This window comes from Pseudochrobactrum saccharolyticum, from assembly GCF_008801715.1.
Taxonomy (GTDB): domain Bacteria; phylum Pseudomonadota; class Alphaproteobacteria; order Rhizobiales; family Rhizobiaceae; genus Pseudochrobactrum; species Pseudochrobactrum saccharolyticum.
Map to the genome: position 1 here is coordinate 1,072,467 of NZ_VZPG01000001.1, position 25,744 is coordinate 1,098,210.

24 protein-coding genes are annotated in these 25,744 nt (G+C 51.4%); 9 read left to right on the forward strand and 15 right to left on the reverse strand.

Annotated features, from left to right (window positions below; all coding sequences use genetic code 11):
* Positions 1-396: 396 nt before the first annotated feature.
* From F7P81_RS04740 to F7P81_RS04760, 5 genes are all read right to left on the reverse strand, one after another.
* Entirely contained in the window at positions 397-1,437 is a 1,041-nt protein-coding gene (locus tag F7P81_RS04740) for a sulfate/molybdate ABC transporter ATP-binding protein (protein ID WP_151158723.1), read from the reverse strand.
* Positions 1,438-1,583: 146 nt separating this feature from the next.
* The gene (gene cysW / locus F7P81_RS04745) at positions 1,584-2,465 is read right to left on the reverse strand and encodes a sulfate ABC transporter permease subunit CysW (RefSeq protein ID WP_151158724.1); all 882 of its coding nucleotides are present in this window, start codon (positions 2,463-2,465) and stop codon (positions 1,584-1,586) included.
* Entirely contained in the window at positions 2,455-3,366 is a 912-nt protein-coding gene (gene cysT, locus F7P81_RS04750; protein ID WP_151158725.1) for a sulfate ABC transporter permease subunit CysT, read from the reverse strand. The genes cysW and cysT overlap by 11 nt, the downstream gene beginning before the upstream one ends.
* Positions 3,367-3,390: 24 nt before the next feature.
* Positions 3,391-4,410: a sulfate ABC transporter substrate-binding protein gene (locus F7P81_RS04755; protein WP_374828057.1), complete on the reverse strand. Its 1,020-nt coding sequence runs from the start codon at positions 4,408-4,410 to the stop codon at positions 3,391-3,393.
* 170 nt (positions 4,411-4,580) lie between these two features.
* Positions 4,581-5,009: a hypothetical protein gene (locus tag F7P81_RS04760; RefSeq protein ID WP_139316308.1), complete on the reverse strand. Its 429-nt coding sequence runs from the start codon at positions 5,007-5,009 to the stop codon at positions 4,581-4,583.
* Between the two features lie 213 nt (positions 5,010-5,222).
* Between F7P81_RS04760 and F7P81_RS04765 the strand changes: the two genes are divergently transcribed.
* The 3 genes from F7P81_RS04765 to ilvD all read left to right on the forward strand — a co-directional run bounded on the left by F7P81_RS04765 (position 5,223) and on the right by ilvD (position 8,049).
* A complete protein-coding gene (locus F7P81_RS04765) occupies positions 5,223-5,612 on the forward strand; it encodes an MliC family protein (RefSeq protein ID WP_022711318.1) in 390 nt (129 codons plus the stop codon).
* Between the two features lie 123 nt (positions 5,613-5,735).
* Positions 5,736-5,972, forward strand: a complete 237-nt coding sequence (locus F7P81_RS04770) for an Lrp/AsnC ligand binding domain-containing protein (protein ID WP_022711319.1) — start codon at positions 5,736-5,738, stop codon at positions 5,970-5,972.
* 232 nt (positions 5,973-6,204) lie between these two features.
* Entirely contained in the window at positions 6,205-8,049 is a 1,845-nt protein-coding gene (ilvD, locus tag F7P81_RS04775; RefSeq protein WP_151158727.1) for a dihydroxy-acid dehydratase, read from the forward strand.
* Between the two features lie 44 nt (positions 8,050-8,093).
* On the opposite strand, the gene F7P81_RS04780 is transcribed toward ilvD, so the two are convergent.
* Entirely contained in the window at positions 8,094-8,909 is an 816-nt protein-coding gene (locus tag F7P81_RS04780) for an aminotransferase class IV family protein (RefSeq protein ID WP_151158728.1), read from the reverse strand.
* 78 nt (positions 8,910-8,987) lie between these two features.
* Between F7P81_RS04780 and F7P81_RS04785 the strand changes: the two genes are divergently transcribed.
* Complete coding sequence (locus tag F7P81_RS04785) at positions 8,988-9,341, forward strand: MerR family transcriptional regulator (RefSeq protein WP_151158729.1); 354 nt, start codon at positions 8,988-8,990, stop codon at positions 9,339-9,341.
* 50 nt (positions 9,342-9,391) lie between these two features.
* Here the strand turns inward: F7P81_RS04785 and F7P81_RS04790 are convergent, their stop codons facing one another.
* The 5 genes from F7P81_RS04790 to ccmA all read right to left on the reverse strand — a co-directional run bounded on the left by F7P81_RS04790 (position 9,392) and on the right by ccmA (position 12,385).
* Complete coding sequence (locus F7P81_RS04790; RefSeq protein WP_151158730.1) at positions 9,392-10,009, reverse strand: DsbE family thiol:disulfide interchange protein; 618 nt, start codon at positions 10,007-10,009, stop codon at positions 9,392-9,394.
* Positions 10,010-10,011: 2 nt separating this feature from the next.
* Entirely contained in the window at positions 10,012-10,170 is a 159-nt protein-coding gene (ccmD, locus tag F7P81_RS04795; RefSeq protein WP_075654044.1) for a heme exporter protein CcmD, read from the reverse strand.
* Entirely contained in the window at positions 10,167-10,982 is an 816-nt protein-coding gene (locus F7P81_RS04800) for a heme ABC transporter permease (protein WP_151158731.1), read from the reverse strand. The genes ccmD and F7P81_RS04800 overlap by 4 nt, the downstream gene beginning before the upstream one ends.
* An 81-nt stretch (positions 10,983-11,063) precedes the next feature.
* Entirely contained in the window at positions 11,064-11,729 is a 666-nt protein-coding gene (gene ccmB, locus F7P81_RS04805; RefSeq protein ID WP_022711326.1) for a heme exporter protein CcmB, read from the reverse strand.
* Complete coding sequence (gene ccmA, locus F7P81_RS04810; protein WP_151158983.1) at positions 11,726-12,385, reverse strand: heme ABC exporter ATP-binding protein CcmA; 660 nt, start codon at positions 12,383-12,385, stop codon at positions 11,726-11,728. Before ccmA ends, ccmB begins: the two co-directional genes overlap by 4 nt.
* 346 nt (positions 12,386-12,731) lie before the next feature.
* On the opposite strand from ccmA, the gene acnA reads away from it, so the two are divergent.
* Both acnA and F7P81_RS04820 read left to right on the forward strand, forming a co-directional pair.
* Positions 12,732-15,422 (forward strand): aconitate hydratase AcnA, encoded by a 2,691-nt coding sequence (acnA, locus tag F7P81_RS04815; RefSeq protein ID WP_374828045.1) that lies wholly within the window; start codon positions 12,732-12,734, stop codon positions 15,420-15,422.
* Positions 15,423-15,600: 178 nt separating this feature from the next.
* Positions 15,601-18,342, forward strand: a complete 2,742-nt coding sequence (locus F7P81_RS04820; RefSeq protein ID WP_151158733.1) for an autotransporter family protein — start codon at positions 15,601-15,603, stop codon at positions 18,340-18,342.
* A gap of 67 nt (positions 18,343-18,409) precedes the next feature.
* On the opposite strand, the gene F7P81_RS04825 is transcribed toward F7P81_RS04820, so the two are convergent.
* From F7P81_RS04825 to F7P81_RS04835, 3 genes are all read right to left on the reverse strand, one after another.
* Positions 18,410-19,141, reverse strand: coding sequence for a Bax inhibitor-1/YccA family protein (locus F7P81_RS04825; protein WP_075654041.1), 732 nt, complete (start codon positions 19,139-19,141; stop codon positions 18,410-18,412).
* 209 nt (positions 19,142-19,350) lie between these two features.
* Positions 19,351-21,924, reverse strand: coding sequence for an ABC transporter permease (locus tag F7P81_RS04830; RefSeq protein ID WP_151158734.1), 2,574 nt, complete (start codon positions 21,922-21,924; stop codon positions 19,351-19,353).
* A gap of 17 nt (positions 21,925-21,941) precedes the next feature.
* Positions 21,942-22,679 (reverse strand): ABC transporter ATP-binding protein, encoded by a 738-nt coding sequence (locus F7P81_RS04835; RefSeq protein ID WP_151158984.1) that lies wholly within the window; start codon positions 22,677-22,679, stop codon positions 21,942-21,944.
* Positions 22,680-22,867: 188 nt separating this feature from the next.
* Here F7P81_RS04835 and F7P81_RS04840 point away from each other — a divergent pair, with 188 nt between their 5' ends.
* Positions 22,868-23,533 carry an arylesterase gene (locus tag F7P81_RS04840; RefSeq protein WP_083646744.1) on the forward strand — a complete coding sequence of 222 codons (666 nt, stop codon included), beginning with the start codon at positions 22,868-22,870 and terminating at the stop codon, positions 23,531-23,533.
* A gap of 302 nt (positions 23,534-23,835) precedes the next feature.
* The gene (thpR, locus tag F7P81_RS04845) at positions 23,836-24,456 is read left to right on the forward strand and encodes an RNA 2',3'-cyclic phosphodiesterase (RefSeq protein ID WP_151158735.1); all 621 of its coding nucleotides are present in this window, start codon (positions 23,836-23,838) and stop codon (positions 24,454-24,456) included.
* A gap of 214 nt (positions 24,457-24,670) precedes the next feature.
* Here the strand turns inward: thpR and F7P81_RS04850 are convergent, their stop codons facing one another.
* Positions 24,671-25,159 carry a low molecular weight protein-tyrosine-phosphatase gene (locus tag F7P81_RS04850; RefSeq protein WP_151158736.1) on the reverse strand — a complete coding sequence of 163 codons (489 nt, stop codon included), beginning with the start codon at positions 25,157-25,159 and terminating at the stop codon, positions 24,671-24,673.
* 238 nt (positions 25,160-25,397) lie between these two features.
* Between F7P81_RS04850 and F7P81_RS04855 the strand changes: the two genes are divergently transcribed.
* Positions 25,398-25,691, forward strand: coding sequence for a 4a-hydroxytetrahydrobiopterin dehydratase (locus tag F7P81_RS04855; protein WP_151158737.1), 294 nt, complete (start codon positions 25,398-25,400; stop codon positions 25,689-25,691).
* Positions 25,692-25,744 lie beyond the last annotated feature (53 nt).

Sequence of the window (25,744 nt, forward strand, 5' to 3'; positions counted from 1 at the left end):
CGCAAACACATGCTTCAGATCCCGTGAATTTCATGAAGATTCACGCATGACCGGTGGTGTTAAACAGTTATGACCAAATTACGTCCGCAAAGAATGCCATGGTCGAATTTGGTAAAATCGCAAAGCACAAATCATAGCTGATTTTAACTTTACGTTATAAAAATCAACAGGCTACCCTCTGCAATTTGCGTTCCGACAATGCGCAAGCCCTGACAAAGCTGGGGCAGCACGCTTTGATATAATGCCAGAGGGTGAGAAAAGTTGCCTGAGTGCACTTTAAACGGATTAAATTATTTTGAAAGTCCCCCTTTCTGATAAGAAAAACGCCGGATATCAGAGCCGAAATTCAGCCCTGTATCCGGCGTTTCAGAGAATCATTTTTCGAGCTGTATCTCTTCAATTTTGAGAGGCAAAGACCCGCCAGTATTTCGGACGGAATGCCAGACGGCTGCCGGTCACCGCTTCATTCTCGGCCGGAATTTCAATCTCGACAATTTCGCGGTTACCGCCGACTTCCAGCTCAACACGGCGCTTGGCGCCCACACGCCTTGTCGCGGTGACCACACCGGCAATGCAGCCGCCGCATCCCTCCACCAGTTCCACATCATGGGGGCGGAAATATAGCACGGCTTCTCCGTCTGCCTGATCCATTTTCAGCCCCAGCGAGCGATCTGCCAACCAGAGTGCCCCCTGCTCGACACGCACATTCAGACGGCTGGATTCCCCGATAAAACCATAGACGAAAGCAGAATTCGGACTGTCATAAATCTCGTCCGGTGTCCCCACCTGCTCGATACGCCCCTGACTCATCACCACAACACGGTCGGCGAGTTCCAGCGCCTCATCCTGATCGTGGGTTACAAAAACGGTGGTATGACCGGTGCTGTCATGAATCTCACGCAGCCATTTGCGCAGTTCTTTTCGCACCTGCGCATCCAGTGCACCGAAAGGCTCGTCCAGCAACAATACATTCGGCTCAATCGCCATGGCACGTGCCAGAGCCACGCGCTGACGCTGACCACCGGAGAGCTGTGCCGGATAACGGTTTTCCAAGCCCTGCAATTGCACCAGATTGAGCAGATCGACCGCGCGCTTATGGATTTCTGCTTTGGACGGGCGCGTAGAGCGCGGGCGTACTTTCAAACCAAATCCGACATTCTGCGCCAATGTCATATGACGAAACAAAGCATAATGCTGGAATACAAAACCAACATTGCGTTCCTGCACGGTTTTATTCGAGGCATCATCTTCGCCAAAATAGACCGTGCCTTCTGTCGGACTTTCCAGTCCTGCAATCAAACGCAATAAAGTGGTCTTACCCGAGCCGGAAGGGCCGAGCAAAGCAATCAGCTCGCCTGAACGAATATCAAGCGAAACGTTGTGCAGCGCCGGAAACTGCTCAAACTCCTTGCGCACCTCAACAACGCGTACTTCCATTCTCAATCCTTTCAGGCACCCTCATGCCAGTGCAATGCAATTCATATTGGAGCATTCAAAATGCTCTGTCTCTTTGTTGTAAGCGTACTCTGAAAACCGCTCACACTTTTCGGGATGCGTTATTCATGCGCAAAACGCATTACAAACTAAACCCCGTCATGCGAAAAACGCATTTCCAGTATGGTTTTCAAAACGAGTGTTATCAGCGCCAGTCCCGCCAGCAGCGATGCCACTGCAAATGCCGCCACGATATTCTCGCTATACATCATCTCCACATGCAGCGGCATGGTCGTCGTCAATCCGCGAATACGTCCCGACACCACCGCCACCGCACCAAACTCTCCCATTGCACGCGCATTACACAGCAACACGCCGTAAAGCAGCCCCCAGCGGATATTCGGCAAAGTCACATAGAGAAAGGTTTTCCAGCCGCTTGCTCCGAGAGATAAGGCTGCCTCTTCATCACCTGTTCCCTGCTCCTGCATCAGCGGGATCAGCTCACGGGCAACAAATGGAAAAGTGACAAAGATCGTTGCCAGAACAATACCGGGAACAGCAAACAATATCTGGATATTATGCGATTGAAACCATGATCCGAGCATACTATTACCGCCGAACAGCAGCACGAAAACCAGCCCTGAAATCACCGGTGATACCGAAAACGGCAGATCAATCAGCGTGATGAGAAAGGTCTTGCCGCGAAACTCGAATTTGGCAATCGCCCATGAAGCAGCAATCCCGAAAACCATGTTCAAAGGCACTGCAATAGCCGCAATCAGCAAAGTCAGGCGGATAGCCGAGACTGCATCCGGATCGGTCAGTGCTTCCAGATAAGCACCGGTGCCTTTGCTGAAAGCCTGCGCGAAGATCACAATCAGCGGCAGCACAATGAACAAGGCCATAAACAGCAAACCTGTCATTGTCAGAAACCAGCGCATAGCCGGTGTTTCTGTGACCGCTGAGCGGTTATGGGTCGTGTGATTATGTTTCAGACGACGCGCAAACAGTTTTCCGGCACTAGCTGCCATAGCCATATCTCCTGCGTGTCCGTGTCTGGATCAGATTGACGATGAGCAGCATCACAAAAGAAATCAGCATCATCACCGTGGCCAGCACTGTAGCTGCGGAATAATCGAATTCCTCAAGCTTGATGAAGATCAGCAAAGGTGCAATTTCAGTCGAATAAGGCCGGTTACCGGCGATAAAAATCACCGAGCCATATTCCCCGACCGCACGGGCAAAGGCCAGCGAAAAGCCGGTCAAAATAGCCGGTTGCAAACCGGGCAAAAGCACACGGAACACAGTCTGAAAGCGGCTGGCACCCAGCGTTGCCGCCGCTTCTTCCTGTTCACGGCTGATCTCTTCAATCACCGGCTGGATCGTGCGCACCACAAATGGCAGACCGATAAAAACCAGCGCCACAACGATACCGGCCTGTGTAAAAGCAATACGGATATCCAGCGGCATCAGCCATGCACCGATCCAGCCTTTCGGCGCATAAAGCGCTGTCAGCGCAATACCGGCAACCGCGGTGGGCAGCGCGAAGGGCAGATCGACCATCGCATCGACCAGCCTTCTGCCGGGAAAGCGGTAGCGTACCAGCACCCATGCAACAATGCCGCCGAAAACCACATTAATCAGCGCGGCCAAAATCGCACTGAAAAAACTGACCTGCAAGGCATGAGCTAATCGGGGATCCGTTGCCAGCTGCCAGAAACGTGCCGGCCCCACCCCGACGGCATGGAGCATCAGCACCATCAGCGGGATCAGGATCAGCAGGGACAGATAGGCAACACTGAAACCCAGCGTCAGGCCAAAACCCGGCAGGATGGACGGCTTGCGCCATGCCTGCCAGAAAGGCGGTTTTTTCCCGCTTTTATGTGGCTGATCCGGCTTCCCGCCGCCCGTTTTTGTTGTGAGTTCTGCCATAGGTAACACCATGAAAGACGGAACTTATTTGACCGGTTTATAAATCTGATCGAATGTGCCGCCATCCCCGAAATGTGCAGGCTGCGCCTTAACCCAGCCTCCGAATAACGGGTCATCAATCGTGATGAGCTTGACATCCGTCAGCCATTTACGGTCGGCCTCCGGCACTAATTCAGGCTTTGACGGCCGGTAGAAGTGTTTGGCTGCAATCTTCTGCCCCTCTTCAGAATAGAGATAGGTCAGGAAGGCTTCCGCCTGTTTGCGGGTACCTTTGGTATCGACATTCTTGTCCACCACAGCAACCGGCGGTTCAGCAAGAATGGATTGCGGCGGCACGACAATATCAAAAGAATCCGCTCCGAATTCCGCAACTGACAGATAGGCTTCGTTTTCCCATGCCAGCAGCACATCACCTAACTGGCGTTGTACAAAACTGGTGGTCGAGCCGCGCGCACCGGTATCCAGAACCGGCACATGACGGAACAATTCCGTCATATAGGCTTTGACCTTGGCTTCATCGCCGCCATATTCGCTATGCGCCCATGCCCATGCGGCCAGATAATTCCAGCGGGCACCGCCGGAGGTTTTCGGGTTAGGTGTAATCACCTCCACCCCGTCCTTAATCAGATCGCCCCAGTCTTTAATGCCCTTTGGATTGCCCTTACGGGTCAGGAAGACGATGGTTGAGGTGTAAGGCGCGGAATTATTCGGAAATTTCTGCCGCCAGTCCGCATTGATCTTGCCGCTTTTCTCGACAATGGCATCAATATCGCTTTGCAAAGCAAGCGTCACAACATCCGCGGGGATACCGTCAATAACAGAGCGTGCCTGCGCACCGGAGCCGCCATGCGATGTACGCAGGGTTATCGTCTCACCGGTTTCGGCCTGCCAGTGTTTGGCAAAGGCATCGTTAAATTCTTTATATAATTCCCGCGTCGGATCGTAAGAAACATTCAGCAGGGTCTGGGCAGCAGGTGCCTGCACAGGGATGGACACCGCAGATACAGCGATCAGCGCAGCAAAGGCGGAAAAAGTATTTCGCATCAGTATCATCAAGGCCTCCGTTTCATGTTCAAAAACAAACTAACAGAGCCGGAACGGAGAAGGATGCTACAGGAACCTCAATACTCCGCTCCCACGGAAATAATCTTCCTCAGATGAGCGCATTGTAAAATAAAAATTCGCCTTTGCCAAAGACAGTTCAGTGTCCCGTATCAAAAAACCATACCCGAACCCATACGGGGACTGCGTAGGCTGCACTTATAGCGCACCTCATAATAAGGATCGACAACCAGTGTCACATCACGGGTTTCGCAGCGTTTTCCGGTGGATTTCAGATATTCTTCCGCCACATCGCGGAATACTACCGGCGGCGTGACACCAAGCCCTGTTCCGGTGGAGAAACCTTTGACAAAATTCTGCGTGGCTGTGCCTGCCAGCCCCGGCCCGATCAGCAGACGACTTTCGGTCTGGTTATCGACAATACGATAATTAACACCGCTTTTTCCGACGAATTCAACCGAAGGCAGCCCCTGATATTTGGCTTGTACATAATTCACACCGGCACAACCGGTGAGCACAGCGAGGGCAGCAAGCGCACTGATGCGCATGCCCGCAGGGGTGAATATTTTGCGAAATGTCAAACCAGCCTGTATCACGCGCTATAATGCCTTTTCTGCTGAACTATGCTGTCTCTGCTTTTAAATATCTGACAAATAATCATATTAATGCCAGATACGGTTTTTATTGGACGATCAAAATAAGAATCTTATTTTAAATTCCGCAAACAGACCTGTTTTTCTGTCCGCAGGTTCCCTGCCTTCTCTGTAAGTGCTGTAAACGAAAAGGATAAACTGATGCTGAAAGCAATCATCCCATCACTCTCTGCCGGTCTTTTACTTTGCGGTTTTGCAGGCAGTGTTGCCGCGCAGGAAGCTGACGAGATGCAGGCGCTTACCAAAGTGACCTATATATGCGAGCGGAATGTTGAGCTGGATGTTGTCTATATCAATGGTCTGAAAAATGATGAATCAGCAGCTGTTCTTTACACGGAAGGTAAGCTGGTGCCGATGCGTATCTGGCCAGCGGCTTCAGGCGCACGTTATATCGCTCTTGATGAACAGGACAGCTATCGCTGGCATACAAAAGGCGATGAAGGCATTCTGTCGTTTCTTGAAGCTGATGACAGCGCCAAAGAGCAGACATTGTTCAGCAATTGTGTAAACAAGGATAAAGCTGCACAGTAAAATTGAGGCAGGATTTTTCGCTACCCTTAAAGCACACAGACTGCTATTTGTGCCGTCAGACAGCAGTCTTTCTGACCTGCTTTGAATTTTATATGATCCGTTCTCTTACAGGAAAGATGTGAGATGAAACCAGTATTCCTGCAAATCCAGTGCAAACCCGGCACAACCTATGATGTTGCCAAGACGCTCTATGAGCGTGAAATCGCCTCGGAACTTTATTCCACCAGCGGCGAATATGATCTTCTCGCAAAGATCTACATTCAGGAAGGTGATGATATCGGCAAATTTATCAATGATAATGTTCATGATATCCCGCATATCATCCGCTCGCTGACAACGCTGACTTTCAAAGCATTCTGAGTTCAGTCACAGAAACGCCGGTAATATCGACGATAAAGCATTGCCCGTCTCAAACGGGCGATGCTTTTTTATTTTGCGCTGCTGCACGCGAAGAATTTTGCATGTGAGGCAATTTGTACTTTGCACCGTACGCTCGGGTACTGTAAGACATATCTGAAAAGATAACACTGCATTTCTGCAACTTCTGCAAACAGGAGTTTCGCAGCGCTGTAATGCATAAGGGAATAAGATCATGCCAGCCTATCGCTCAAGAACTTCCACCCACGGCCGCAATATGGCGGGTGCGCGCGGCCTCTGGCGCGCCACAGGCATGAAAGACGGTGATTTTGGCAAGCCGATTATCGCTGTGGTCAACTCCTTTACCCAGTTTGTGCCGGGTCACGTGCATCTGAAAGATCTCGGCCAGATGGTTGCCCGCGAAATCGAAAAAGCAGGCGGCGTTGCCAAAGAATTCAACACGATCGCGGTCGATGACGGTATCGCCATGGGTCATGATGGTATGCTCTATTCGCTGCCATCACGCGAAATCATCGCCGACTCGGTTGAATATATGGTCAATGCCCATTGCGCCGATGCGATGGTGTGTATTTCCAACTGTGACAAGATCACACCGGGTATGCTGATGGCCGCATTGCGCCTCAATATTCCGGTCGTGTTTGTTTCCGGCGGCCCGATGGAAGCCGGTAAAGTTGTCTGGAATGACAAGGTCAAGAAGCTCGATCTGGTTGATGCCATGGTCGCAGCCGCTGACGACAAATATACTGACGAAGAAGTTGACGCAATTGAGCGCTCCGCCTGCCCGACCTGCGGCTCCTGCTCCGGTATGTTCACCGCCAACTCCATGAACTGTCTGACCGAAGCGCTTGGTCTGTCGCTGCCGGGCAACGGCTCGACCCTTGCCACCCATGCGGCACGTAAAGAGCTGTTTCTTGAAGCCGGTCGTCTGGTTGTTGACCTCTGCAAGCGTTATTATGAAAGCAATGATGAGAGCGTGTTGCCACGCGCAGTTGCCAGCTTTGCAGCTTTTGAAAATGCAATGACACTGGATATCGCCATGGGCGGCTCCACCAATACCGTACTGCATTTGCTGGCGGCAGCACACGAAGCGGAAATGGATTTCACCATGTCCGATATTGATCGCCTGTCCCGCAAAGTACCGGTGCTGTGTAAAGTTGCACCGGCCGTGCCGGATGTGCATATGGAAGACGTGCATCGCGCCGGTGGTATTATGGGTATTCTCGGTGAGCTTGACCGCGCAGGCCTGCTCAATACCGATGTCGGCTCGGTACATTCCGGCACATTGAAAAATGCACTGGAAAAATGGGATATCAAACGTTCATCCGATGAGAGCGTGCACGAGTTCTTCCGTGCTGCACCGGGTGGTGTTCCGACACAGGTTGCATTCAGCCAGAACCGTTATTTCGATAACACCGACAGCGACCGTGAAAACGGCGTTATCCGCACCAAAGAACATGCCTTCTCTCAGGATGGCGGTCTGGCTGTGCTCTACGGCAATCTGGCGGAAGACGGGTGTATCGTTAAAACCGCCGGTGTGGATGACAGTATCCTGACCTTCTCCGGCCCTGCGCGTATTTTTGAAAGTCAGGACAGTGCGGTTCTTGGCATTCTCAACGGCAAGATCAAAGAAGGCGATATTGTTCTGATCCGCTATGAAGGCCCGCGCGGCGGTCCGGGCATGCAGGAAATGCTCTATCCGACCAGCTATCTGAAGTCGAAAGGTCTGGGCAAGGCTTGCGCGCTGATTACTGACGGCCGTTTCTCCGGTGGTTCTTCCGGTCTTTCCATCGGTCACGTTTCGCCGGAAGCCGCTGAAGGCGGCCTGATCGGTCTGGTTGAAGAAGGCGATCTGATCGAGATCGACATTCCGAACCGCAAAATTCATCTGGCTGTTGATGATGCTGTACTGGCAAAACGCAGTGCAGAGATGGAAGCCAAAGGCATTGCCGCATGGAAGCCGACAGAAGTGCGCAAGCGCAAAGTCACCACGGCTCTTCGTGCCTATGCAGCCATGGCCACCAGCGCTGCCAAAGGTGCGGTGAGACACGTACCTGAGTAATTCAAACCATACTGAAAAGGCCCCTCCACGGGGCCTTTTCAACATTAAAGCGAATAAGCTGGCTCGGCTTCATAAGCTTTATGAAGCAAATTTATAAATGATCTCGCTTCGGGAATAAGGGTTGATGCAATAGCTTTTACCGGCATTGCCGGTGTCCATGAATTCATAACCGCCGCTCCTTTTATCTCAGAAAGCCGCGCAATGGTTATTTCTTCATGGCGTTGAGGAACCCCAAGGCGTTCCAATTGTCGCCGGACAATGCCCATCATTGTCCCCGTCAACATTTCAGCTATTGGCCAAATAACCGTTTCACCATCCCAAAAAACAATATTCCAGATTGTTGCCTCACTCAGCCGACCCTGCCTGTCGACAAATACCGCATCGTCAAACCCTTGCCTGATAGCCTCATGTAAATAGAAGGTTTTACCGGCCTCCCCCACATGTTTTATATTTGCAAGAGGTCTTTCGTGAGCAACCGCACTTAATCGTAAAGGCCCTTGCGGACCATCAGATGGCAATGCTGTGCGCACCAGCACAGCAGGCTCTACGTCCATACTCTGCGCCGTAAATTCACCATGACGGGAAAACACCGTCACCATAAGCGACTGATCCTCCGGTCCGGCATTGATTGCAGTTTTGATATAAGATTTCAGCACTTCATCAGATAATGCTCTGCCATAAAAAGCAGCCGATGCAGCTTGCAAGCGAGCCAGATGAAGATCCAACCCCTTCACTTTGCGGTTGCGCACCTGCATAGCAGTAAAATGCGCAAACCCGGAAAAAGCCAATGGAATGAGCTCTTCTTTTGTTGCAGCAAGGCCATTAATCTGAGCCTGAAATTGTTCAGTTCCTGATGACATTCTATTGCTCCTGAATGATTTCAATGAAGGAGCAAATGCTTTACAGTCTGACAGCACTGTCAGAGTCAAGGACATTCAATGAAAATCGGAGAACTATCAAAGCGGACAAATGTCACCATACGCATGCTTCGATATTATGAAGCTGAAGGGCTGCTGACACCTCAGCGCTCAACAAGTGGTCATCGGGATTATGATAGTAATGCGGTTCGTACTGTGAAGCGGATCAAACTGCTTGGCGCTGCCGGCATGACACTAACGACTATCCGGCAATTTCTTCCATGTATAAGAGGAGAAAACCCCGTATTTGAGCCTTGCGATGAACTGCGAAAGACCCTGCATGAACAGATTCAGCTGGTCGACCAAAAGGCAGCCAAACTAACCAAAAGCAAGAACATGCTGGAGAGCTTTTTACAGGAAATCGACAGCAACTAAAATTTACAACTGCACCGTGGCAAGTGCAGTGTAATCGCATTCTTCAGACATCAACCCTTATCTGATAAAGCTTTCTCAACCTCCGGCATGAATTGTTTGATCAGACTTTCTGTGCTCAAAGGCCCGACGAATTTATAAACAATCTTGCCTTCGCGGTTGACGATGAAGGTTTCCGGCACGCCGTAAACACCCCATTCAATACCGGCGCGGCCGGAGCGGTCTGTGCCGACGACATTGTAAGGATTGCCGAGGCTGTTCAGAAAGGCCAGTGCATTTTCCGGCGCGTCTTTATAGTTCAGACCTACCACTTTAATGCGCTTATCCTGCCCCAGCTTCATAATCTGCGGATGCTCATCACGACACGGCACACACCACGATGCCCAGATATTGACCAGCGTCACCTGCCCCTTCAGATCAGCGCCTTTCAAGCCCGGCACCAGCGTTCCGTCAGCCAGCCGTAATCCTTCCAGCGGCGGCAGATCGGTCAGCGGTGCATCGCGCCCGATCAAAGCTGAGGGAATTTCCTGCATATTTTTTCCGCTCAGCAACTGCCATGTAAAAATACCGGCAAGTGCTGCAAAAATAAGCAGCGGCAGAAGCGCCACCACAACGCGTTTTTTATTCTGCGGAGCATCCGTTCCGCCAGATGTCTTCACCGGATCAGTCATTATCAATCAGCCTTTTGCGAGCGGCGGCGAATGCCCTGTTTCTCAAGTCGTGCAAGCTCTGCCCGCAAACGTGTCTGGGTCAGCAATATCCATGCAACAATTGCCACAATCACCGTGGCAGAAACACCGTAGGAAATAAGAACATAGCTCAGATGGGTCATGCCGCTTCTCCTGCCGGTTTACGGTTTTCGCGCTCGGCATTGCGGGCTGCGATCTTGCGCATTGCCGCAATGCGGCGGCTGAAAATCTCGTTACGCATCGCCATCAGATGCAGCGTGAAAAACAGCATGGTCATCGCCAGTGCCATTACCAGCAGCGGATAAAGCATACTCGGCGGCATGGCTGGCCCTTCCATACGCAGAACGGAAGCAGGTTGATGCAATGTGTTCCACCAGTCGACCGAGAATTTGATGATCGGAATATTGATAAAACCAACCAGTGTCAGGACAGCGGCAGCTCGCGCAGCTTTTGCCTGATCGTCCATGGCGCGGGTCAGCGCGATGATGCCGAGATACATCAGAAACAGAATGAAAACTGAGGTCAGGCGTGCATCCCACACCCACCATGTGCCCCACATTGGCTTACCCCACAGTGAACCGGTAACCAGCGCCAATGCGGTAAACATCGCGCCGAGCGGCGCAGCAGCTTTGGCCGAGACATCAGCCAGCGGATGTCGCCAGACCAGCGTGCCGAGTGCTGCAATGGTCATCACCGTATAACACATCATCGACAACCATGCGAAAGGCACATGGATGAACATGATCTTCACGGTCAGCCCCTGCTGATAATCTTCCGGTGCGAACCACACCATATAAAGACCCGCAAGCAATAACAGCACAGTCAGCGCCGACAGCCATGGCAGGATTGTACTGCTCAGGCTCAAAAAGCGTGTCGGATTAGCCAGATCAAGCAGCGCCTGAAAGCGGCGCGGTGCATCTTTGGATAAGGCTTTATCAGTTGATCGTTCAGTCATAGATACCCGGATATATTTGTAAGCTTAAGCTATCCTTAGAGAAACCTCGCAAGAGGCAGCACTCTTATTCAGAATATGGGTTTAATCTGTCGAAATTTTCAATGCGAAAGCTGCGGCTAATGGCCCGATAATAGCAGCAATCAGCGTATTCGCCGACAGCATCAGCAAAGGTGAAAGAAATGCAGCATTTTCCGTCACTGCACCATAGGATGCCGAGACACCGAAAATCAGCACCGGAATGGTCAAAGGCAGGATCATCACCGAGACCAGCAACCCGCCGCGCGGCATGGAAACGGCCAACGCCGCGCCCAATGCGCCGATAAAGATCACTGCCGGTGTGCCGATCAGCAATGTGAGCGCTGTTGCACCGATTGCCAGTGGCTCCATATTCATAATCAGCCCGAGAAACGGCGCGGCAATCACCAGCGGCAAGACCGTTGCCACCCAATGCGCCAGACATTTCACAATCACCGTCAATGTCAGGAAATGACGTTCCCGCGCCATAATCATCACATCGAGTGAACCATCTTCGCGATCTGCCTGAAACAACCGGTCAAGGCCGAGCAGCACCGCCAGCAGCGCGCCAAGCCACAACATTGCAGGACCAATACGCGCCAGCAATTTAAGATCAGGCCCGACGGCAAAAGGCACGACGGCGGCAACGGCCAGATAGAACAGAATACCTGTTAAAGCACCACCGCCTGCGCGGATGGCAATACGCAGATCACGCCAGAACAAAGCCTTCATGACAGCCAGCCCTGCGCTTCAGCGCCATGGTCGCCAAGTTGGTAATCTTCAAGCCGCAAATGCTGCACAGCATCAGAACCCGCCTGTTCCAGACCGAGCGCAATATGCGTAACCGCAACAATCATGCCGCCCTTTTTTAAATGCTCGCGCATCACCCCGGCAAACATCGCTTGCGCATGGGTGTCCAGACCCGAAGTCGGCTCATCCAGCAGCCATAATGGCCGGTGCGAGCAGAGCAACGTGGCAATGGTCACACGGCGTTTCTGCCCTGTGGAGAGATAGCCGTAAGGCAGATGATCAATATTATAGAGGCCGACAATTTCCAAAGCCTCATCAATATCATGCAGGGGGCTTCCATGAAAATCCTGCCAGAACTTCAGATTTTCATAAACACTCAGCGCCGGTTTCATCGCATTGAGGGTACTGAGATAATGGCTGTGTGCCATCACCGGCTCCTGCGCCCCATCTATTTCCAGCCAGACCGTACCGTCAGAAGCGGGCAACAGACCGGCAATGATTCGCAGCAGCGTTGATTTTCCTGCGCCATTCGGCCCTGTGATAATCAAAGCCTGACCATCGCTCAGGCTTGCGCACAGAGAGTTGAACAGGAGATTATCGCCCCGTTCTCCGCTCAGATTTTCCGCAACAAGCCGCATATGGCCTCCGATACCACGAATATTTATCAAATTGTCCGGTTTTCCCTATCAGGAACCCCGACAAAACAAGCCGCAACATTTCGCCGCAACAGCATAATTTTACGCTTTAAGAGTCTGGAACAGTTTTAAAAAACTGACTATATAGCAGCTACCATGCCAGCGGTCGGCGTGGAAACCATTTTTGGCCGATCTCTAAAGCCTGATGTTTGTTAAACAAGTTCCTTGTTAAGCACAGGCCTCGGGACGGACAGCGGAAATGACTGCACCCGCACCTAAGCGCGTCCTTGAAACGCAGCAGAGGCGTTCGTCCTGGTTTTCCGGCCAGTAAGCATGAAGGACGAACATCGTGTCTCACATCGATAGTTTCAAATGCCGTAAGACGCTTACCGTCGACGGCAAAGACTATGTTTATTACAGCCTGACCGAAGCTGAAAAAAACGGTCTTGAAGGCGTATCCAAACTCCCATTCTCCATGAAGGTTCTGCTTGAAAACCTTCTGCGCTTCGAAGATGACCGCAGCGTCAAGAAAGCGGATATCGAAAATATCGCCAAATGGCTGGTTGACCGTGGTTCTGCCGGTGCAGAAATCGCCTATCGTCCTGCACGCGTACTGATGCAGGACTTTACCGGCGTTCCTGCCGTTGTTGACCTTGCTGCAATGCGCGATGCCATGGTGGCACTCGGCGGCGATGCTGAAAAAATCAACCCGCTGGTTCCTGTTGACCTCGTAATCGACCACTCTGTGATCGTTGACGAATTCGGTAATCCGCAGGCTTTCAAAAACAACGTTGATCTCGAATATCAGCGCAATGCCGAGCGTTACCGCTTCCTGAAATGGGGCCAGCAGGCATTCCAGAACTTCCGCGTTGTTCCTCCGGGCACAGGTATCTGCCATCAGGTTAACCTTGAATATCTGGCTCAGGCCGTATGGACCAAGGAAGAAAACGGCGAAACCGTTGCTTATCCTGACACCTGCGTTGGTACAGACAGCCACACAACCATGGTCAACGGCCTTGGCGTTCTTGGCTGGGGTGTTGGTGGTATTGAAGCGGAAGCTTCGATGCTCGGCCAGCCGGTTTCCATGCTGCTGCCGGAAGTTATCGGCTTCAAGCTGACCGGCAAGGTCAAAGAAGGCGTCACCGCGACTGACCTCGTGCTCACCGTTACCCAGATGCTGCGTAAAAAAGGCGTTGTCGGTAAATTTGTTGAGTTCTTCGGTCCGGGTCTCGACAATATGACCCTTGCAGACCGCGCAACCATTGCCAATATGGGCCCTGAATATGGTGCGACCTGTGGTTTCTTCCCTGTAGACAAAGAAACCCTCAACTACATGAACACAACCGGCCGTGACGAACATCGTCTCAAACTGGTTGAAGCCTACTCCCGTGCACAGGGCATGTGGCGTGAAGCTGACAGCACAGATCCTGTCTTCACAGACATTCTTGAGCTGGATATGGGCGACGTTGTTCCATCCATGGCTGGTCCGAAGCGTCCTGAAGGCCGTATTGCTCTGGAAGGCATTGCTTCCGGTTTCGCGACTTCTCTGGAAACAGAATACAAGAAAACAACCGGTCAGACCGCACGCTACGCTGTTGAAGGCGAAGATTTCGACCTCGGCCACGGTGATGTTGTGATCGCTGCGATCACTTCCTGCACCAACACCTCGAACCCGAGCGTGCTGATTGCTGCCGGTCTTCTTGCCCGTAATGCTGTTGCCAAAGGCCTGAAAACCAAGCCTTGGGTTAAAACATCGCTGGCTCCTGGCTCTCAGGTTGTAGCTGCCTATCTGGAAAATGCAGGTCTGCAGAAAGATCTCGACGCACTGGGCTTCAACCTGGTTGGCTTCGGCTGCACCACCTGTATCGGTAACTCCGGTCCGCTGCCTGCTCCGATCTCCAAGACCATTAATGAAAAAGGCCTGATCGGCGCCGCTGTTCTCTCCGGTAACCGTAACTTTGAAGGCCGCGTATCACCTGACGTTCAGGCCAACTATCTGGCATCCCCGCCACTGGTTGTTGCCCACGCTCTGGCCGGTACTGTCACCAAAGATCTGACCAAAGAACCAATTGGTGAAGACAAAGACGGCAACCCTGTATTCCTGCGTGATATCTGGCCTTCATCCGCTGAAATTCAGGAATTCATTGCCAAGAACGTAACGCGCAAGATCTTCTCGGAAAAATATGCCGATGTGTTCAAGGGCGACGAAAACTGGCAGGCCGTTCAGGTACCAGCCGGTCAGACCTATGCATGGGACGATAATTCGACCTATGTGCAGAACCCGCCATATTTCGTAGGCATGGGCAAATCAGCCGGTGAAATCTCCGACATCAAGGGCGCTCGCGTGCTCGGCCTGTTCGGCGACAAGATCACCACTGACCACATTTCGCCAGCCGGTTCGATCAAGGCACAGTCCCCTGCCGGTAAATATCTGCTCGATAACGGCGTCGCCGTTGCAGACTTCAACCAGTACGGTACACGTCGCGGCAACCACGAAGTGATGATGCGCGGTACTTTTGCAAATATCCGTATCCGCAACCACATGCTCGGTGAAAATGGCCGCGAAGGCGGTTACACCATTCATTACCCAAGCAAGGAAGAAACCTCGATCTATGATGCAGCAATGCAGTATAAAGCAGAGGGCGTTCCGCTGGTTGTGTTTGCCGGTGTTGAATATGGTAACGGCTCGTCCCGTGACTGGGCTGCCAAAGGCACTAATCTGCTCGGCGTTAAAGCTGTGATCTCGCAGTCATTTGAGCGTATTCACCGTTCCAACCTCGTCGGCATGGGCATTGTACCATTTGTGTTTGAAGAAGGCACAAGCTGGCAGTCCCTCGGCCTGAAGGGCGACGAAGTGGTAACCATTGAAGGTCTGGCAGACATTCGTCCACGCCAGAAGACCAATGCAACCATCACTTTCGCTGACGGTTCCGTGAAGCAGGTACCCCTGATCTGCCGTATCGATACGCTGGATGAACTGGACTACATGAAGAATGGCGGCATTCTACAGACCGTTCTGCGTGATCTGGCCAAAGCCTGATAGCTAAGCGCTTAATATGAATAAAAACGCCGCTGAAGAAATTCAGCGGCGTTTTGCTATAAAAGTCACAGCGTAGATTTATAAACGTTAAATTATCATATAAATTAAAATCTTGTTAAATATAACAGCTGATATGAGTAAACATTAAACATATCAATTAAGAACCAAGGAGATAATCATGGTTCTTAAATCAAATAAATATTACGCATTAATTTTATCTACAACGATATTATACTCTCAGCCAAGTATTTTACATGCAGATGATTTTGTATGGAATGGCATGACCAACTCTGACTGGTACAATGCCCAAAACTGGATTTCAAATGGAGGATATGGCCCAGTAACAACCTTCCCCACTAAAGATGACAACGCGTGGTGGAGGGCTACGAAAAGCTATACCGCAACGCTGACCAGTACAAGCTTACCAGCAGAAATAAACGATCTGGAGTTCAGCGGCTCCGCGGCAGGAACTAAAAACGCCCTAATTCTAGATGGCGGGCAATTAAAAGCTTATGGCCACCTTTTGACAACAGCAGTTGGGCCCAGCAACTTAGTGACCTCAACGCTCACCATACGGTCGAACGGCCAGCTTACAATTGAAGACCAAATCCTACTCAGCGATCAACCCGGGGCTATTACTAACGTCAATCTAAGCAGTGGCGGCAAATTCATACATGCCTCAACCCAAGAGGCTACATTCTCTGTACAAGAGGGTACGGTTGTCAACTTCAATGCCGACGGTAAAAATACTAAAGCTCAGCTTGGGAAAACAACCATGGCCCAAAGTGGCAAGGTTGACATGATAATCACCAATGGCGCGAAAGTTTCAGCTCAATCTCTAACCATAGCCAGTGAAAAGGGCTCCCAATTCACCGCTTACATATCAGGCGGCAAAAGCGAACTCTCTTCAAATAGCGATACAATTCTAGGAGCATACGGCCAAGCCGATATATATTTATACGATGGCGGGGCGTTTAATACGACGGGAAAACTCATATCATCTAAAAATGCGGAGGGATTAGTAAATATCCACATAGGAAATCCCAATGATCCGTCCAGCTCCACCGGAAGCTTCACCGCAAGTACATTTGATTTCAACCAACATAAAACCAATCTCGTTATCCACAAAACCAGAGATACTTTTAATTTAAATTTCCAATCATTTATAAGTGCTAATATTTCTATTGAATCAGGTGCAGATTTAATTGTCGGAAGCACAACAAACACTATTGATCTCAACAATACTCAGATAACAATCAATGAAAATTCCACATTATCAGGATTCATGAAATATGCACAAATAAAAAACAAAGGAACAGTAAATATTGGTAATGACAACAGTTATACAAATATCAACATTGACATTCTTGATGGAGCATCTCCTCTCAAACCTAACGATAAAAGCGTTATCCTTTTTGACACAGTACTCGGCGATGACAATTCACAGACCGACAGTATTACAATTGGAACTGAGACAGACGGAAACTCTATTCTTAAAATCAATAACAAGGGAGGACAAGGCGCTTTAACCAAAAACGGTATTCGCCTCATAGAATATCAAACTACTACCGGCTCTTTCGGAAATATGACACTGGGAAGTCCAGATTTTACAACAACAGATGGCAGTCAACCGGCCATCATTGCAGGTGCTTATGCTTATACCCTCCATAAAGGCACCCCTGAGGGAAACAATACAACAGACTGGTATTTACGAAGCACACAAGACTCCCCTCCCGGCCCGCCGTCACCACCATCCCCTCCAACACCACCAACTCCACCTAGTCCGCCAACACCTCCAGGCCCGCCAGTGCCTCCGGGACCTCCGTCATCGCCTACTCCACCTGTACCACCAGCACCTCCGGGGCCAAATCCGGATCCGCGCTATCAGCCGGGCGTACCGCTTTACAACAATAATGTTGAAAACATGAGAAGCATCAATCAGACTTTGATGTCATCGCTCTATACACGCGCCGGAAACCGTTACTGGAGCGGTGCAGGAGCCTATCATATTGCCCAAGGCGATGGTCCGGGGTCCGGCTATCAGCCACCTGAAGCCGGTACAGTCGTAACGGATACAGGACTGTTCTGGATACGCACAGAGGCCGGTCAGGAAAATTACAGCTCGCAATCATCAACCATTGCCAGCAAATACCGCCAGAATTACTGGCTGGTACAAGCGGGTCTCGACAGCCAGTTGCGCGAAACCGAGACCGGCCGCCTGATCGGGAGCGGCTGGGTGCATTATATTGATGCCAAAAGCAGAAGCTATTCGCGCTATGGCGATGGCGATATCAACACGCAGGCCTATGGTTTCGGCGGTGCTCTGACATGGTATGGCGATAATGGTTTTTATGTCGATGCCCAGACACAGGTCAGCTGGTACAAGACCGACCTTTATTCTGATCTGACACGGAAGAACCATGTCTCCGATCATAATAATGCCGGTTATGGTTTTGGCATCGAAGTCGGAAAACGTATCCAGTATAATGATTTCTGGTCATTCACACCGCAGGCACAACTGACCTATTCCGGTCTGAATCTGAAGGATTATACGGATTTCTACGATGCCAGAGTCCATCACTCCAATGAGAATGATGTGCTGGGTCGAATTGGTCTGGCAACGAACTATGAAAATGCATGGCAGGATGCTGCCGGTTTCACCCGAAAACTGGATCTTTACGGCATGATTGGCGTGCAGCAAAACTTCACAGGAAATTCCAATCTCATCCTTGTTTCCGGCACACCTTTCTATACCGGCGGACAAACCCGCACACAGCTGCAATTAACGCTGGGTTCGACCTATAGCTGGAATGACGGCAAATATGCCATCTTCGGGACAGTTGAAACCAGCAGCGCCACGAAGAATATCAGTGACAATTACAGTCTCTCCGGCAATCTCGGATTTAAGATACGCTGGTGAAACAACAATGAAAAAGGGCAGCCCTGCGGCTGCCCTTTCTGATTTCAAAACCTGAAAACCTTCAGCACTATTCACGATTGCCCAGGAAGTTGAGCAGGAACATGAACATGTTGATGAAGTCGAGGTAAAGACGCAGTGCGCCCATTACAATCTTGCGACCCATCGCATCGGATGCATCACCTTCGTAATACATTTCCTTGATCTGCTGGGTGTCATAGGCGGTAAGACCGGCAAAGATCAAAACACCAAGAACCGATACTGCAAACTGCAGAGCAGAAGAGCCGAGGAAGATGTTAACCACGGAGGCAATGATAAGGCCGAACAGACCCATCATCAGGAACGAGCCCATTGCCGACAGGTCGCGTTTGGTGGTGTAGCCGTAAAGCGACAGGGCACCAAAAGAGGCTGCGGTAATGAAGAACGTACGCACGATGCTCTCGCCGGTAAAGACGAGGAAGATCGAGGACAGCGACAGACCAACCAAACCGGCATAAACCCAGAATGTCAGCTGCGCGGTTGCAACGCTCATGCGCTCAATGCGGAAGCTCAGGAAAAATACGGCAGCCAATGGAGCAAGCATTACGACCCATTTCAGCGGGCTGCCATACATAAGTTGTGCGAAGGCCGGATTGTTCATGGCGAGATAGGATGTGCCGAGTGCAGCCAGACCGGTTACGGCCAGACCAATCGCCATCATATTATAAACGCCAAGCATGTATGAGCGCAGTCCCTGATCGACGGCTGCGTCTGCGCGCGCCCCGACCGGGCTCTGCGCCTGTACATTACGAAAATCTACCATAATATTCCTCTTGCCTTGTTCCGTCCGGTGTCGGGGGCGCTCCCCAGGCGCCGCTGGCGGAACCCCAGCATGCCTGCCTGATATAATGGTTATTTTGCATGTTCAAAACAAGACCAAACAACCCTTTACCAGTAAAAAAGCTTTGTTTTTAGAATCTTTTACGCTGCATCCTGTTTCTCTCAGTACGATAAAACAGAGTATTTAAGCCTTTATAATTCCCGTAAAACACTCCCTGCCTTCTGCCCAAGCACCCGCCATGTACCGGCAAGACCAAAGCCGACGGTCAGAACCAGCGCCGTCAGCACTGTGAAAAATGCCACGTCCGGCAGCATCCGCATCTGCAAATTCATCAGCTTTACCACCACAAACCATGCAGCCAGACCACCCGCTCCAAGGGCAAAAACGGCCGTTGCCAAGCCAAGCAGCGCATATTCATAGACAAAGGCGCGGATCAGCGTGAGACGTGTAGCCCCCAATGTTTTCAGCACCACCGCATCATGTTGTCTGGCACGATTACCTGCCGCCAGTGCTCCGGCCAGTACCAGAATTGCCGCCAGCAAGCCGACCGATGCAGCCCATCGTATAGCTACCGCCAACTGGCTGATCAGGTCATTGGCCACTTCAATCGCATCTTTAACCCGCACAGATGTGACCGCAGGGAAAGTCTGCGTTACCGTGCGCAACACATTGGCCTCCTGCTCCGGTGCCGCATTGGCATCGGTCAGTGTCGCCAGCCATGAATGCGGCGCGCCGGCAAAAGTATTCGGCGAGAACACCATGACGAAATTGATCGCCAGTGTTTCCCACTGTACCTGACGGAAATTGGCGATCTTCGCAGTAATATTCCGGCCAAGCACATTCACTGTCACAGTATCACCGATTTTAAGCCCGAGCTCTTCCGCCTCTTTAGCCGCAAAAGATACCAGCGGCTCACCGCTGTAATCTGCTGGCCACCACTCACCTTGTGTCATTGTGGAATTTTCCGGCAGATTTTTCGCATAAGTAATACCGCGATCTCCGCGCAGCACCCACGCGCCCTGCGGCGGCACAGTCACCTTATCAACATCGGTGCCGTTCAAAGCCACTATGCGTCCGCGCAACATCGCTGCACTGACGACTTTGCCTTCCGATGCTGTTTTCGCCAACAGATCGCGGAAGCCATCAATTTCCGTATTCTGAATATCGACAAAAAAGAAATTCGGCGCATGGGCAGGCAGGCTCTGGGTGATCTGACGGCGCAGATTACCATCAACCAGAGCCAGCGCCACCACCAAAGTCAGGCCAAGACCGAGCGAGAGCACAACGGACGGCGTCAGCGCACCCGGACGGTGAATATTGCCCACTGCCAGCCGCAAAGCCGGAGAGCGGAACCGCGGCGCTTTACGCGCCAGCATCCGCAACGCGTATGAGACCCCGCGCAGAATGATAAACGCAGCAACCGCTCCCACGATAAACACACCGGCAATGCGCTGATCTTCAACAAAAAACAGCACCAGCCCGATCAATATCAGCAGCAGAAGTCCGGCAGTCAGCATATAGAGCAGCGGCGGCCAACCGCTTTGGTCAAAACCTTTTTGGCGGAACAAAGCTGTTGCCGGAATTGTCCGTGCCCGCCCCAAAGGCAGAAGGGCAAAGATCAGCGTGGTAATCAGTCCGAAAGCAGTCGCCAGTAGCAGCGCTTGCGGATAGAGCTTCAGTCCGCCGCTGACCGGCAGATAAGATGACAGGCCATAGATCGCCGCGGCGCTGAGCCCCAGTGACAGTACCAGACCAATGACAATTCCGATCAGCGCAATAGCCACGATCTGAAACAGATAAATCAGCACCACAAAATCAGCTGATGCACCCAGCGATTTAAAGGTAGCAATAACAGGCCGTTTGCCGTCGAGAAAACTACGCACGGCATTGGCAACACCAACACCGCCGATAATCAGCGATGTGAGGCCGACAAGGGTGAGAAATTGCGAGAACCGCTCAATATTGGCGGATAAAGCCGGTGCCGCATTATTACGGTTGCGAATATTCCAACCCGCTTCAGGGAAATTTTTCTCCGCTGCAGCTTCCAGCGCTGCCAGACGTGTATCCTGTGCTCCTGCCTGCGCCGTATCCGGCAAAGCGATTTTATAAATATAGTTGACCAGACTGCCGGGCTGAATAAGACCGGACGCCCGCAGAGCTTCATCAGAAGTCAGAAAACGCGGTGCCAAAGCCATGCCGGAGCCCAGCATATCCGGCTCGCTCTCAATAATCGCCCGCAACGCAAACTTTGCCGAACCGAGCATGATCTGGTCACCGAGCTTCAGACCCAGACGATCCAGCAAAAGCTGCGGCACAGCCGCGCCATAGGCTCCGTCCTGCAATGCAAAACGATCTGAAGCCTCCAGATCCGGCGCCAGCTTCAATGTGCCATAGAGTGGATAGGCGCTATCCACCGCCTTCACCTCAACCAGCGCCTGATCGGAACCATCTGTCATGCGTACCATTGAACGCATGGTGATATTCTCAGACACCGTGCCTTGCGCGTTCAGAAACTGCCGTTCCTGCTCCGTCACCTCACGCTGATTGAGCATAAAGCTGACATCGCCGCCGAGAATAGCCTGTCCTTCAACCGCCAGACCATCGGCAATAGAACGGGCAACGGAATTGACGCCGCCAATTGCCGCGACACCAAGCGCAATACAGCCGAGAAAAATATAAAAGCCGGTTAAACCACCGCGCATTTCGCGCAAAGCAAAACGCAATGCCAGCGCGAAAGACGGCTTCGTTGCAGTTTGACTTGCCATCCCTGTCATGTACGCCGTCATTGCGCAGCTTCCGCCTGAACGGTTTCTTCATGCGTATGGCTCTTGCCAGACACGGGATCAGAATGAATACGACCGGAGCGCACCTGAATCTCCCGTCCGCAACGAGCAGCCAGCGACGGATCATGCGTCACCAGCACCATTGTTAGCCCGTATTCTTCTTGTTTGGAGAAAAGCAGATCAGCAATCTGGTTGCCGGTTTCACTGTCAAGATTTCCGGTTGGCTCGTCGGCAATCAGAATAGCCGGTCGCGGTGCCAAGGCACGGGCAATCGCCACACGCTGCTGTTCACCACCGGAAAGTGCCGCCGGATAATGCGACAGACGATGGCCAAGCCCGACGGATTTCAAAGCCTGTTCGGCAACGACAAATGCATCATCGCGCCCCGCCAGCTCCAGCGGTACCGCCACATTTTCCAGTGCTGTCATATTGGGGATCAAGTGAAAGGACTGAAAAACAATACCGATATTACGGCCACGGAAAGCTGCGGCCTGATCTTCACTCATCCGGTCGATCCGTTCGCCGCTGATAAGCACCTGACCGCTATCGACCTTTTCGAGCCCTGCCAGCACCATCAGCAATGTAGACTTACCGGAGCCGGACGGTCCGACAATACCGACCGATTCACCGCTTTGTATTTTCAGGGAAATATCATTGAGAACATGGACGCGGGCGGCATTGCTGCCCAGTGTGAGATCAATATTCTCAAGCGTAATACCGGATTGGTGAGGCTGCATGGTCACGTCATTTCCCTGATAAATGGCGGAGGCTCTGAAGACAGATTGTTTTCTATCTGGGGTCGCAGAAAGCTAATGTACAGGGCAAAGGGTGAAATACTGTTGCCCTGACCATAAATTTGGCTCTTGCAAGCTACAGAATATTCGCCATATGCAAATAAGAAAACTCGGACAGGATCAACAAACCAATGGCATTGCGGTTCATACATCTTACAGGCATGGCTTTGCTGCTGGGGCTTTTTTTGGCTGTCTCATTACCCGCAAAGGCACAGGAAAATGCTGCAGATACAGTGCAGATTGTAGGTTTCGGCGACAGTTTGATGGCCGGATATCAGCTAGCGCAGACCGACGGCTTTACCGCCCAATTGCAGACAGCACTCAGTGAAGCCGGTTATAAAACCGCAGTTGCCAATGCTGGTGTTTCCGGCGACACCTCCAGCGGCGGCCTGGCTCGTCTTGACTGGTCTGTGCCGGATGAAGCGCAACTGGTTATTCTGGAGCTTGGTGCGAATGATGCCCTGCGCGGCATTTCCCCTGAACTGACCGAGAAAAATCTCGACCAGATGCTGGCGCGTCTAAAGGAACGCGGCATTCCGGTGTTACTGGCCGGAATGATTGCACCGCCGAATATGGGTGCAGATTATGCTGCCAAATTTAATCCGCTTTATCAAAAGCTCGCAGACAAATATCAGGTCAGACTTTACCCGTTCTTTCTTGACGGTGTGGCAGCTGACAAAAAACTGCTGCTGGAAGACGGAATGCATCCGAACCCGCAAGGTGTGAAGGTCATGGTTGCCAATATTCTGCCGGATGTGAAGGCCATGCTGGATCAGGAATCAATTGATCTCAACTGATCCTGCCGGGAAGATTATCAACAAGTGCGATTCATCTTCCTGACACAATCTGTATGATAGTTATTCAATCAGCAACACATGATCTGGTAAAAAGCCGCAAAACTTAACACGAGCAGACAAAGTTTTGGGGCTTATCTCACAAAGCACTTGTGCAATGAGCAGATCGGTGGTTCGCTGTCAGTTAAGGCTTTGCAATCTGCTTCACTTGCAGGTTGAGGAGCCGCTCCAGATCAGACCGCAAGTCAATGGTGCTGGTTTGGAAAGAACCATATTTGAGACCATATCCCATTGAGGAGGATGCTATGCCGCGCCTTTTCACTGCCCTCGAAATCTCCCGGGATGCTGCCCTGTCACTCTCACTTTTGCGTGGCGGGCTTATCGGACCCAAAGGTTCTGTCCGCTGGATTGATCCGGAAAATTATCACATCACATTACGGTTCATCGGCGATGTCGAAGGTCATGTGGCCGATGAGATCGTTCACGCGCTTGACCGGATTGACCGGCCCGGCTTTACGCTGCAACTGACCGGCGTCGATGTGTTCGGCACCAAAAAACCGCATAGTATTTATGCCGGTGTTACGCCATCCCCTGAACTGCTGGCCTTGCAGGCAGAGATGGAACGGATATGCCAGAGATTGCGGCTGCCGCCTGACCCGCGCAAATTTACCCCGCATGTCACATTGGCACGGCTCAAAGGCCTGCCGGATATGCAGATTGCCCGTTATCTCTCGGAGCGGGGCAATTTCACCACGCTGCCGTTCAATGTCACCCGTTTTGTGCTGATGTCGTCGAAGGAATCCACCGGCGGCGGGCCTTATGTCACGGAAGAAGTGTGGCCGCTGCGCAAGCCTTCATTTAATGCGGGCTTTGAAGACAGGGCATCGCCTCTGCATTATCAGTTTCGTGCCGGTGCTGCAGAGTAGCTGCAGCACCATAATAGACAAAGTGCTGCAGAGTAGCTGCAGCACCCTGCTAAACAAAGCGCTGCAGAGTAAGTTGCGGCATCCTGCGAAACAAAGCGCCGCAGAGTAAGTTGCGGCACCATAATAGACAAAGTGCTGCATCAGCCTATTAAACAAAAAAGCGGCAGATTACTCTGCCGCTTCTTTAGTAAGCTGTCTTTCGGCCAGTGCCACATTATAACCTGTCGGCTAGCGCCTCCGCTGCTTCCCGAACCATCCGGTAAACCCGTTCGAAATCGGCGTTTCCGCCATAATACGGATCAGGGATTTCTTCTCCGCGATCAGCGCTATTGCCCGCAAAACCATCCCGTGCCACTGCGGTGAACAAGCCTGTCACCGCAGAACTGCCTGCTGGTGCAAGACGGTTGATTGTCATCAAATTATTCTGATCCATGCCCAAAATCAGATCAAAGCGATTGAAATCCACAGTCCCAAGCTGGCGGCAGCGTTGTGCGGAAATATCAATTCCGTTTCTTGCCGCAACGGCAACAGAGCGCTCATCCGGAGCCTCTCCGGTGTGATACCCGTTGGTACCTGCGGAATCGATCAGAAACTCCCGCTGCGGGAAGCGTTCCTGCAAAACGCTGCGCATAACACCTTCAGCCAGGGGAGAACGGCAAATATTACCAAGACAGATGAAAAGTATCGAAAATGGCTGCGACATACATTCCCCCCGACATTCACACTATAAGACTTATAAGCAACAGATGCGGGCATGTTTCAGCCTGTGCAATCATTGGATCAATGATTGGCCCCGATCAGAATTTGCTCTGATACAGCATCAATATAAAATGTGAAATGAACCGAAACTGTACAAAAAACAAGTTACGATAATTTAATCCGGTTTTATGCTAATATCCCCGTTCTCATATCCCTGTTTTTGACCGCCTCAGGAGCTTGCCATGTCCCGGACACCCCTCACCCGTGAAGAAATTTCAGCAGCCATGTCCGGCCTGTCCGGCTGGGAATTATCGGCAGATCACGGCTCAATCCGTAAAAACTTCAAATTCCGCGACTTCAATGCAGCCTTTGCCTTTATGACCCGTATTGCCATGGCCGCAGAAAAACTCGACCACCATCCGGAGTGGTCAAATACCTATAATAAGGTCGAAATTACCCTCACCACCCATTCGGCCAAAGGTCTGACAGCGCTGGATATGCACATGGCGCAACTCATCAATGATTATGCCGGGTGATCCGTTTTCGGTACCGGCAACAATCCTGATATCTTGTAAAGATGCTCAGGTCA